The sequence below is a fragment of the Serratia sp. CY43202 genome (genome assembly GCF_052168755.1).
Taxonomy (GTDB): Bacteria; Pseudomonadota; Gammaproteobacteria; order Enterobacterales; family Enterobacteriaceae; genus Serratia; species Serratia bockelmannii.
This window is the reverse complement of the sequence record NZ_JBJNMB010000012.1, coordinates 78987-90838: the sequence shown is the minus strand read 5'-3', so window position 1 is coordinate 90838 and position 11852 is coordinate 78987. Positions and strand designations below refer to the sequence as shown.

The following is an 11852-nucleotide window of genomic DNA, read 5'->3' as shown; positions in this document are numbered from 1 at the left end:
TCGTTACGCTGCGGCTCAGGAAGCCAGAGACAGCGCTTTCGTTTTCGCGTGTTCTGCCAGCCAGGCTTTCACTCGCGCCTGCTGCGCCTCGTCCAGCCACATACCCAGCTTGGTACGGCGCCAGATGGCGTCGGCCAGTTCTACGACCCACTCTTTCTCGGTCAGGTAGCGCAGCTCGGCTTCATACAGACCGTGGCCGAAATCTTCGCCCAGATCGGCGAGGCCGTTGGCGCCGGCCAGGATCAGCTCGCTCTGGCTGCCGTAGGTGCGGGCATAGCGGCGCGCGAGAGCTTCCGGCAACCAGCCGTGCGCACGGCGCAGTTTGGCCGCGTAGCCGTCGCGGTCGCCGTCGATGTCACCGCCCGGCAGCGTGGCGTTTTTGGTCCACGCCGGGCCGCAGCCTGGGTAGTAGTGGGCCAGTTTTTCCATCGCATGCTCGGCCAGCTTGCGGTAGGTGGTCAGCTTGCCGCCGAAGACCGACAGCAGCGGCGCTTTGCCCTGCTCATCGTGCACGTCCAGCGTGTAATCGCGGGTGATCGCCTGCGGTGAATCGGACTCGTCGTCGCACAGCGGACGCACGCCGGAGTAAGTCCAGACGATGTCGTCGCGGCCCAGCTGCTTCTTGAAGTGATCGTTGTACACTTTCAGCAGATAAGCGATTTCGTTCTCGTCGATCTTCACGTCCTTCGGATCGCCTTTGTACTCCACGTCGGTGGTGCCGATGATGGAGAACTCGTCATTCCACGGGATCACGAACACGATGCGGTGGTCTTCGTTCTGCAGAATGTAAGACTGCGGCTGATCGTGCACGCGCGGCACCACGATGTGGCTGCCTTTGATCAGACGGATGCCGTAAGGTGATTTCAGCTTCAGGCCGTCGTCGAAGAAGTTTTTCACCCACGGGCCGGTGGCGTTCACCAGGCCTTTGGCGCGCCAGGTGAAGGTTTTGCCGCTGTCGATATCGACCGCTTCCACCATCCACAGGCCGTTTTCACGCCATGCGCGGGTCACTTTGGTGCGGGTGCGCACTTCGCCGCCGCGTTTTTCCACTTCCTGCGCGTTCAGCACCACCAGGCGAGCATCGTCAACCCAGCAGTCGGAATATTCGAAACCGCGCTTCAGTTCAGGCTTCAGCACCGACTCTGGTCCAAAGCGCAACCCCTTGCTGCCCGGCAGGCTGGTGCGTTTGCCCAAGTGATCGTACAGGAACAGGCCGATACGGATCATCCAGGCCGGACGCAGGTGCGGCTGGTGCGGCAGGCGGAAACGCATCGGGAACGCGATGTGCGGTGCCAGCTTCAGCAGCACTTCACGCTCGGCCAGCGCTTCGCTCACCAGACGGAATTCGTAGTGTTCCAGGTAGCGCAGGCCACCGTGGATCAGTTTGGAACTGGCGGAAGACGTAGCACAGGCCAAGTCTTGCGCTTCCAGTAGCAGTACCGACAGCCCGCGCCCGGCAGCATCCGCCGCGATGCCGGCACCGTTGATGCCGCCACCGATAACGATCAAGTCTTTGGTTTCCACGTCATCTTCCTCCAGATGTTCGAAATAGCTCTTTCATGTTCGTTTTCGCTCATGATTGTAATCAAAAACCAACAAGCAAGCCAAGACTTAACCAAACAAAAACATTTAGGCGTGATAGAGGTAACAGTTTGGTGATGATAGTCACATAAATGATGTGGATATGGCGCGAGCGCGCAAACGGCTGTCGATGAAGAGGGCGGGGAGTAGGAAACGGGGCGGCGGCGCGCCCCGCAGGTTAACAGCGGATCAGCACAGCTCCAGTTGCACGTCGTACTGCTCGATGATTTTCATCACGCTCGGCGGCGGCAGCTGGTCGGTAAACAGGTAGTCGATCAGGTTCATGTTGCCCAGGTTGACCATGGCGTTGCGGCCGAATTTAGAGTGGTCGGTGACCAGCATCACGCAGCGGGAATTTTCGATAATCGCGCGTTTGGTGCGCACTTCGTGATAGTCGAATTCGAGCAGCGAGCCGTCCATATCGATGCCGCTGATGCCGAGAATGCCGTAATCGAGGCGGAATTGAGAGATAAAGTCCAGGGTGGCTTCGCCCATGATGCCGCCGTCACGGGTGCGCACTTCGCCGCCGGCCAGGATCAGGCGGAAGTCTTCCTTGGCGGTCAGCAGGGTGGCGACGTTGAGGTTGTTGGTGACCACGCGCAGGTTCTTGTGGTTCATCAGCGCATGGGCCACCGCTTCCGGCGTGGTGCCGATATCGATGAACAGCGTGGCGCCGTCCGGGATCTGGCTGGCGACGCGCTGCGCGATGCGGGCTTTCTCTTCCGACCACATCACCTTGCGATCGTTATAGGCAGCGTTGACCGAGCTGGAAGGCAACGCCGCGCCGCCGTGGTGACGCTGGATCTTGTTCTGGTCGGCCAGGTCATTCAAATCGCGGCGAATCGTTTGCGGGCTGACGTCAAAATGTTCCACCAGCTCTTCCGTGCTGACGTAACCCTGCAGGCGCACCAGCTCGATAATTGCGTCATGACGCTGTGTTTGCTTCACGATAATCCCCTAAAACGCCCGCCATGCCCGCTGGGCACAGCTCCCGGCTGTTATTGTTCGTTGTGTGCGCGATGACGCGTATCCCAAAATGCCATCAATAACCCTAACACTAAACCGGCTACGTGTGCCGCGTTGGCGATCGACATTCCTAAAATATCGAAATATCCGGCCACCAGCCACAGCACCGAGAACACCATCAGGCCGCGCGGCAGCATCAGGCCGCGCTCCGGCGCCCGTTCCCCCGTCAGCCACACATAGCCCATCAGCGCATAGACCACGCCGGAAAGTCCGCCGAACAGCGCGCCGCTGAACAGCGATTGCGCCCAGCCGCTGAAGAAGGCCGACACTACCGCCAGCACGAACAGCTTGCCGGCGCCGAGGCGTTTTTCCATCTGGCCGCCGAGATACCACCACCACATCAGGTTGAACAGAATATGCAGCAGGGAGAAGTGCAGGAACGCATGGCTGACCCAGCGCCACAGCTGCGTGTATTGGCTGCTGTCTTGCGGCCAGGAGAGCCAGTACATCACGGTATCGTCACCCAGCACCTGCATCAGGATGTAGACCGCGATGCACAGTACCATCACGCCGAGCGTCAGCGGCCCGGCCTTGCTGCGCAGGGTGTGCAGGTAGGATTCGCTCTGATAGTGCAGGCCGGCGTCGGTATGGCCGGTCTGCCAACTGGCGGCCTGATAACGGCGGTTGAGCGGATCGACCAGAAACTGCTGCAGCTCGTGTTGCACCTGCTCGAGGTGGCTGTCGTCGGCCAGCCAGATTTCCGCCGCCTCGCCGCTGTTGCGCAGCTCAAGCCGGATGCCCTGGGTCGCCATATAGTCGACAAAGGCCAGCGCCAAGCGCGGGTTGGATATGGCGATTACTCTAACCATTGCTCTTCCGTCGTAAGTGAATGATTTTGGCCGCGGCTTGCTCGCCGATGACCCTGACGGCCGATTATAACGTCGAAATCCTGAGCGCTGGCAAACGGATCTGCGAAAAACCCGCGAAAACGCGCATAAAATCGAAGGGAAAGCCCGCCGATGCGCAGCGGGCGGCGGGGATCAGGCAGAGGTTTCCACGTCTTGCGGGTACTGGCGGGCCCAGGCTTCGAAACCGCCGTCGATGCTGTAGACCGCGTCGAACCCCTGGTGCAGCAGGTATTGCGCCGCGCTGCGGCTGCTGTTGCCGTGGTAGCACATCACCATCACCGGCCGCTCGAAGTCGTTTTGCTGCATAAAGGCCGACAGGGTGGCGTTGGTGAGGTGAAAGGCGCCCGGCGTATGCCCGGCTTCAAAACTTTGCGGATCGCGGATGTCGACCAGGGCGGCGCTGCCCTCTTTCCAGCGGGTGTACGCCTGCTCAACGTTGATCGCTTCGAACTGTTCCATACTGCTGACTGCCTCGTTATTGGGGGACGCCGCTATTGTAACCAACTCGGCGGCGTTTAAGACCAGAGGGATATCAGGGTTTTTACGCGCCGTACCCCATCATCTTCAACAGCTGCTGCGCTTGCTGCACTGCCTCCTGGCGATGGGCCACGCCCAGTTTCTGATACAGGTTGCGGATATGGGTCTTGATGGTGGTGGCCGCCACGTCCAGCTCGCCGGCGATCTGGTCGTTGCTGTAGCCGGAATAGATCAGCCCCAGCACCTGCCATTCGCGCTGGGTGAGCGGGCTGGTGCGGATCAGCTCCGGCACCTGCGGGTGGGTCAGCAACTTATCGACGAAGTTCTCGTCGAAATGCGCGAATTTGTGCCGATGATGCTGGTTGATGTCGCGCAGGATACGCTGGGCGCGATGCTGCTCCAGCTCCGGCAGCGTGTTGAGCTGGATCAGCTGGCGCAGCTGCTGCGCCATCGCTTCGCCTTCGATGACGAAGTGGCTGATAAAGCCGGTGCGGTTAGCCAGCGACAGCGCTTCGATCAGCGCCTGCTGCGCTTCGCCCTTGCGCTCTTGCAGCCAGTACAGCTGGTTGCTGAGCAGCAGGTTGCGGTTGAGATCGCTCACCAGCCGCAGGCGGCGGGCATTTTCGTTCAGTTCATCCAGCACTACGCCGGCCTCTTCATACTGGCCGAGTAGGATCTGCACCCGCGCGATGTTGCGCCATTGGCCCTGCGTGAAGTGGTTGTCCGCCATACCGGGTTTTTCGGTGTGGCGCAGCCACTGGGCGGCGGCGGCGGTGTCGCCGGTCATCTGCCAGTGGATCACCCGCGATTTGTCGGTGTTGGTCAGCCAGTCGCGATGATAATGAGCGCCGTGCAGCAGGGCTTCGCACCGCTGCAGATGGGTATTGGCGTTGTCCAGATCGCCGCGCGCCAGCGAGCATTTTGCTAACATGGCGATGCACTGCAGCTGCTGTTGCGGTTGGTAGTTCGCCAGAATTTTCAGCCCGGCGCGCGCCGCGTCTTCCGCTTCGTCCAGCCGTGACCACGACCACAGGATCTGCGCGCGAATGCGCAGCAGGAATTCGTGCATCGGCAGCTGTTCCAGGTGCTGTTCGCGGATCAGTTCGAAGGCCTTATCCTGGGTTTCGTAAGCGGCCTGCAGGTAGCCTTGGGCGATAAGAATTTCGCTCTGCTGCAGCAGCGCCCAGAGCGCGTAATGGTTGGCCTGATGACGACGCGCCATCTGTTCGGTTTGCTGCATCATCGGCAGCGCGCGCGCCAGCTCGCCCTTGCAGTGGTGCACTTCGCCGGTCACCGAGGTGGCGACGATGCGGCTGTAGTAGCTGGACAGCGGCAGGAATTTCAACGCTTCGGTCGCCAGCCGCTCGGCTTCTTCCGGTTTGCCGGCGTTGATCGCCACCTGGGCGCGCAGGGCGTCGAACTCGGCGTGCAGCGTTTGGTCTATCTCGATTTTCTGTTCGCGCATGGTGCGCTCGGCGCGCTCCAGCAGGGTATTGACCTCGCTGTAGCGGTGCTGGCTCTGCGCCAGCCAGGCCTGCAGCAGCGCCAGCTTGGGGTTTTGGATCAGGCGCTCATAGGGCAGCGCGTTGAGGCACTCCTCCAGCAAGGCCAGTTCGCTGTGGTGGAACAGCGACCAGGCGTGTTGCAGCAGGATGTCGCGCAGCATGCTGACGTCGCTGGCCGCCAACGCGTGGTGAATGGCCTCCGCCGGATACCCCAGCGCCAGCCAGCCCTCGGCGGCGGCGCGGTGCAACCCCGGCAGCTCCAGCGCCAGTTCCCACTGGCAACGCTGGCGCAGGAAAGAGGCGAACAGCGGGTGGAAGTTGAACCATTCGCCGGTGTCGTCCATGCGGTGGATAAACAGCCCCTGGCGCTCCAGCTCCTCCAGCCGCTGCTGGCCGTTGTCTTCGCCGGTCAGTCGCACGATCAGCGCATCGTTCATCGAACGCAGCACCGAACAGCGCAGAAGGAAAGCGCGCGCATCGGCATCGACGTGGTCCAGCACTTCGTCTACCAGGTAGTCGGACAGGTGACTGGCGTTCAGCCCCGCCAGGCGCTTGGCCGACAGCTGAGCCGACGAGGCGGACTGGCGGGCCGACAGCGCGATCAGCTGCAGCGCGGTGGCCCAGCCTTCGACTTCGTCGCACAGGCGGCTGCTGTCCTGCTGTTCCATCGGCGCCGCCAGGCGGCAGTCGAAGAACTGTTTGGCTTCCTGGTGGGTGAATGCCAGCTGCTGCGTGCCCATTTCCAGCAGCTGATCGCGCACCCGCAAATTGGCGATGCCGAGCGGCGGCAGGGTGCGTGAGAGCAGGATCAGCGTCAGGTTTTCCGGCTGATGGCGCAGGAAGAAGCGCATGGCTTCGTGGATGGCGTCGTTGGTGATCAGGTGGTAGTCGTCGATCACCAGGTACAGCGGCTGGTGCCAGTCGGCCAGCTCGATAAACAGCTGGGCGAACAACGCCGACAGGCTGGCGTACTGGTGTTTCTGGCTCAGCACCTCGCTCTTGACGCAGCGGCCGCCGCTGGCCTGCTGCAGCGCGGCGATCAGGTAGCTGGCGAAGCGCTCCGGCTGGTTGTCGCTCTCATCCAGCGAATACCAGCCCAGATCGGCCTTGCCGGCCGCCCATTGGGCGATCAGCGTGGTTTTCCCGTATCCCGCCGGGCAATTGACCAGTGTCAGGCGATAGTTGCCCGCGCTGGCCAGTTTGGCCAGCAGGCGATCGCGGATCACGGTATTTTGCAGCCGTACCGGGCGGCTCAGTTTTGATGGGATCAGCATAGTATTCCAGGGTATAAATCGCGGTTCCCGCCGGGATTGGAGTGGCGCTAATTATTTTATGGTTCGTAATTAATAGCTCCCCCTAACTTCTGCCAACCCTAAACGTATTGCAACAAGCTTCCGCATCGGCTTGGAGTTAAGTTGCTATCGATCACACTTTTTTACGTTTGGCGCCGGCGCGCGGCGATACGGTTGCGGATCGCATTTCCGGCCATGGACAAAACTTCAGCAGTGCGAATACTTGTGCTAACGTCATGGTTAACGTTCTCAGTGCTCGCCGCACGCGTTGGCGGGCTTTTTTGCATCGTTGCAAGGGAGTCAAACAGTGCCTGAGATCACAATTCCAGCTACGCCCCAATCCTCCTCCCCAGCTAATCCCCAGGCGGGATGATGCCGTCAGACTTTCTCACCGGCACGATAGCGGCAATTTGACCCACTTACTGGATAGAGAGTTTTCCTTATGTCACAGCCTACGCTCAAGAAGGATGCTTTTCTGGCGGCGCTCGCCCGCCAGTGGCAACGGTTCGGCCTCAGTTCCGCACAGCAGATGACGCAACATCAATGGTGGGAGGCCGTCAGTGCGGCGCTGGCCGAGCAGCTGGCCGCACAGCCGGCGCCGCGCAAAAGCGCCAAACCGCTGCGCCACGTGAACTACATCTCGATGGAGTTTCTGATTGGCCGGTTGACGGCGAACAACCTGATCAACCTGGGCTGGTACGACACCGTCGAGCAGGCGCTGGCCGAGCAGAACGTCAAGCTGGCGGATCTGCTGGAGCAGGAAACCGATCCGGCGCTGGGCAACGGCGGGCTGGGGCGCTTGGCGGCCTGTTTCCTCGACTCGATGGCGACGGTGGAACAACCGGCTACCGGCTATGGGCTGAACTACCAGTACGGGCTGTTCCGCCAGTCGTTCCAGGGCGGGCAGCAGCAAGAGGCGCCGGATAACTGGCAGCGCGAGAGCTACCCGTGGTTCCGCCACAACGCCGCGCTGGCGGTGGACGTGGGCATCGGCGGCAAGCTGGAAAAGCAGGCCGATGGCCGCGAACTGTGGCGCCCGGCCTTCACCCTGCGCGGCGAAGCCTGGGATCTGCCGGTGCTGGGCTATCGCAACGGCGTGGCGCAGCCGCTGCGCCTGTGGCAGGCGACCCATCAGCATCCGTTCAACCTGAGCGATTTCAACGACGGCAAATTCCTGCAGGCGGAGAAGCAGGGCGTAGAAGCCGACAAACTGACCAAGGTGCTTTATCCGAACGACAACCATCAGGCCGGCAAGCGCCTGCGCCTGATGCAGCAGTATTTCCAGTGCGCCTGCTCGGTGGCGGACATTTTGCGCAAGCACCATCAGGCCGGCCGCAAGATTGAAGAGCTGCCGAAGTACGAAGTGATCCAACTGAACGACACCCATCCGACCATCGCCATTCCGGAAATGCTGCGCATTCTGCTGGACGAGCACCAGCTGGAGTGGGAGGCGGCCTGGGCGATCACCAGCAACACCTTCGCCTATACCAACCACACCCTGATGCCGGAAGCGCTGGAGTGCTGGGATGAAAAACTGGTGCGCAGCCTGCTGCCGCGCCATTTCTCCATCATCAAACAGATCAACGCCAGGTTTAAAAAATTGGTGGATAAGCACTGGCCGGGCGACGAGGCGGTGTGGGCGAAACTGGCGGTGCACCACAACAAGCAGGTGCGCATGGCCAACCTGTGCGTGGTCAGCGGCTTTGCGGTCAACGGCGTGGCGCAGCTGCACTCGGATCTGGTGGTGAAGGATCTGTTCCCGGAATATCACCAGCTGTGGCCGAACAAATTCCATAACGTCACCAACGGCATCACGCCGCGCCGCTGGCTGAAACAGTGCAACCCGGCGCTGTCAGGCCTGATCGACGAGACGCTGAAGGTGGAGTGGGCGGGCGATCTCGACGCGCTGCGCGGGCTGGAAAAATTCGCCGACGACGCGGCGTTCCGCCAGCGTTATCAGCAGATCAAACGCGACAACAAGGTGGCGCTGGCCCATTACGTACACGGCGTAATGGGGCTGACACTTGACCCGGACGCGATCTTCGACGTGCAGATCAAGCGTCTGCACGAGTACAAACGCCAGCACCTGAACCTGCTGCACATCCTGTCGCTGTATCGTCAGCTGCGCGACAACCCCAACCTGGACATCGTGCCGCGCGTCTTCCTGTTCGGCGCCAAGGCGGCGCCGGGCTACTACCTGGCGAAGAACATCATCTACGCCATCAATCAGGCGGCCGAGAAGATCAATAACGATCCGTTGGTGAAAGATCGCCTGAAAGTGGCGTTCATCCCTGACTACCGCGTGTCGGTGGCCGAACTGATGATCCCGGCGGCGGATATCTCCGAACAGATCTCCACCGCCGGCAAAGAGGCCTCCGGCACCGGCAACATGAAGCTGGCGTTGAACGGCGCGCTGACGGTCGGCACGCTGGACGGCGCCAACGTCGAAATCGCCGAGCAGGTGGGCGAAGACAATATCTTTATCTTCGGCAATACCGTGGAGCAGGTGAAGGCGATAGTGGCGAAGGGTTACGATCCGCTCAGCTACCGCAAGAAAGACAAGCACCTGAAGGCGATTCTGGACGAGCTGGCGAGCGGCACCTTCAGCCACGGCGACAAGCACGCGTTCGACATGATGCTGCACAGCCTGCTGGAAGGCGGCGATCCCTACCTGGTGCTGGCGGACTTTGCCTCGTACTGCCAGGCGCAGCGCCGGGTCGACGAGCTGTATCGCGATCGGGACGAATGGACGCGGCGGACTATCCTTAACACCGCGCGCGTCGGCATGTTCAGCTCGGATCGCTCGATCCGCGATTATCAGCAGCGTATCTGGCAAGCCAAACGTTAAGGAGAGCGAATGGATCGCAAGCGTATCGATCAGGCGGCAGCGCAGGCGGGGATCGCCGCCGATTTCATCAATGCCCACGGCAAGCGGCAGGCGATTGAACCGCAGACCAAGCGCAAGCTGCTGGCGGCCATGAACCGAACCGATGCCGAGCAGGAAGGAGCGGCGCCGCCGTTACCGGCGGTCAAGGTGTTCTATCAGGGCGCGCCGCTGGCGCTGACCCCGGCGGGCGAAGGCGAGTACCTGTGGGCGCTGCAACGTGAAGACGGCGAATGCCTGCAGGGGCGCATCGGCGCGCGCAAGACCTTGACGCTGCCCGGCGATCTGCCGGTGGGTTACCACCAATTGACGCTGAGCCAGGGCGAGCAGCAGTGGCCATGCCGGCTGATCGTCGCGCCGAGACGCTGCTTCGAGCCGGACGCCTTGCTGACCGGTAAGAAGCTGTGGGGCGCTTGCGTTCAGCTGTATACGCTGCGCTCCGATCGCAACTGGGGCATCGGCGATTTCGGCGATCTGCGTCTGATGGTGGAGCAGGTGGGGGAGCGCGGCGGCGCCTTCGTTGGCCTTAACCCGATCCATGCGCTGTATCCGGCTAATCCGGAGAGCGCCAGCCCTTACAGCCCCTCGTCGCGCCGCTGGCTGAATCTGGCGTATATCGACGTCAACGCGGTGGAGGATTTCCAGCGCAGCGATGCGGCGCAGCGCTGGTGGCAGAAGCCGGCGACGCAGAAGCAGCTGGCCAAGGCGCGCGCCGCGGAGTGGGTGGATTACACCGCCGTGATGCAGCTGAAGCTGGCGGCGCTGAAGCTGGCGTTCCCGCTGTTTCAGGCGCGCCAGCCAAACGACGGGCAGCGTCAGGCGTTCGAACAGTTCGTCAGCGAGGGCGGCGACAGCCTGTATCAGCAGGCGGCGTTCGACGCGCTGCATGCCCATCTGGCGGCCAAAGATGCCCACCAGTGGGGCTGGCCGGCCTGGCCAGAGCGCTATCGGCAGGGGCAGAGCGAAGCGGTACGGCTGTTCTGCTCCGAACATCAGGATGCGGTCCGCTTTTACCTGTGGCTGCAGTGGCTGGCGGCCACGCAGTTCGCGCAGTGTTTTGACCAGAGCCGGCAGCAGCAGATGCCGATTGGCCTGTATCGCGATCTGGCGGTCGGGGTGGCGGAAGGCGGGGCGGAAACCTGGTGTGACCGCGAACTGTACTGCCTGAAAGCGTCGGTCGGGGCACCGCCGGATATTCTGGGGCCGCTGGGGCAAAACTGGGGCCTGCCGCCGATGGATCCGCACGTGATGGCGGCACGCGGGTACCAGCCGTTTATCGATCTTTTGCGCGCCAACATGACCAACTGCGGCGCGCTGCGCATCGATCACGTCATGGCGCTGCTGCGGCTGTGGTGGATCCCGTATGGCGAAACCGCCGATCGCGGCGCCTACGTCAAATACCCGGTGGACGATCTGCTGGCGGTGTTGGCGCTGGAAAGCCAGCGCCACCGTTGCATGGTGATCGGCGAGGATCTCGGCACGGTGCCGGTGGAAATCGTCGGCAAGCTGCGCGACAGCGGCGTCTATTCCTACAAAGTGCTCTATTTCGAAAGCGACGGTGAACACCATTTCCGCGCGCCGCAGGCCTATCCGGTGCAGGCGATGGCGACCATCACCACCCATGATCTGCCGACGCTGCGCGGCTACTGGCAAAGCGACGATCTAACGCTCGGCAACCGGCTGGGTCTTTACCCGGACGCGGAGATCCTGCGGGCGCTGTTCGCCGATCGGGAACGCGCCAAGCAGGGGCTGCTGGATGGATTGCATCGTTATGGCTGCGTGCCGCAGAAGGTGGGCAAGAAGGCAGCGCTGCTCGGCATGAGCCCGCTGCTCAACCGCGGCCTACAGCGCTATGTCGCCGACAGCGCCAGCGCCTTGCTCGGCCTGCAGCCGGAAGACTGGCTGGATATGGCCGATCCGGTCAATATTCCCGGTACCAGCGATCAGTACCCTAACTGGCGGCGCAAGCTGACCCAGACGCTGGAGGAGATGTTTGCCGACCCGCACATAAACCGCTTACTGAAGGATTTGGACAAGCGGCGCCGCAAGGTGTCGGTGGGGTGACGATGAGGTGTCGTTGTATTAGGTCAAAGGACGAGAACTTTAGTCCCATCCAAATGACGGATACCCGAATTAATTGGCGTTGCAGCTAGGCGGCAAGTGCGTAAATCCCCAGGAGCTTACTTAAGTAAGTGACTGGGGTGCGCGCATGCGGCCAACAACGCTGCAACTTCAAGTA

Annotated in this window: 7 protein-coding genes; 2 read left to right on the top strand and 5 right to left on the bottom strand. The window is 61.8% G+C overall.

Features of this window, described 5'->3' with window-relative positions:
- Positions 1 to 15: 15 nt before the first annotated feature.
- The 5 genes from glpD to malT all read right to left on the bottom strand — a co-directional run bounded on the left by glpD (position 16) and on the right by malT (position 6711).
- Positions 16 to 1524 carry a glycerol-3-phosphate dehydrogenase gene (gene glpD / locus ACJ8J5_RS22670; protein WP_043138961.1) on the bottom strand — a complete coding sequence of 503 codons (1509 nt, stop codon included), beginning with the start codon at positions 1522 to 1524 and terminating at the stop codon, positions 16 to 18.
- Positions 1525 to 1770: 246 nt separating this feature from the next.
- On the bottom strand, positions 1771 to 2529 hold the full coding sequence (locus tag ACJ8J5_RS22665) for a DeoR/GlpR family transcriptional regulator (protein ID WP_004930797.1): 759 nt from the start codon (positions 2527 to 2529) through the stop codon (positions 1771 to 1773).
- A 50-nt stretch (positions 2530 to 2579) separates the two neighbouring features.
- Complete coding sequence (gene glpG, locus ACJ8J5_RS22660) at positions 2580 to 3416, bottom strand: rhomboid family intramembrane serine protease GlpG (protein ID WP_043138958.1); 837 nt, start codon at positions 3414 to 3416, stop codon at positions 2580 to 2582.
- Between the two features lie 171 nt (positions 3417 to 3587).
- Positions 3588 to 3914 (bottom strand): thiosulfate sulfurtransferase GlpE, encoded by a 327-nt coding sequence (glpE, locus tag ACJ8J5_RS22655; RefSeq protein ID WP_004930790.1) that lies wholly within the window; start codon positions 3912 to 3914, stop codon positions 3588 to 3590.
- Positions 3915 to 3996: 82 nt separating this feature from the next.
- Positions 3997 to 6711, bottom strand: coding sequence for an HTH-type transcriptional regulator MalT (malT, locus tag ACJ8J5_RS22650; protein WP_060435144.1), 2715 nt, complete (start codon positions 6709 to 6711; stop codon positions 3997 to 3999).
- A 460-nt stretch (positions 6712 to 7171) separates the two neighbouring features.
- Between malT and malP the strand changes: the two genes are divergently transcribed.
- A complete protein-coding gene (gene malP / locus ACJ8J5_RS22645; RefSeq protein WP_414105011.1) occupies positions 7172 to 9577 on the top strand; it encodes a maltodextrin phosphorylase in 2406 nt (801 codons plus the stop codon).
- A gap of 9 nt (positions 9578 to 9586) precedes the next feature.
- The gene (gene malQ / locus ACJ8J5_RS22640) at positions 9587 to 11677 is read left to right on the top strand and encodes a 4-alpha-glucanotransferase (RefSeq protein ID WP_404758842.1); all 2091 of its coding nucleotides are present in this window, start codon (positions 9587 to 9589) and stop codon (positions 11675 to 11677) included.
- Positions 11678 to 11852 lie beyond the last annotated feature (175 nt).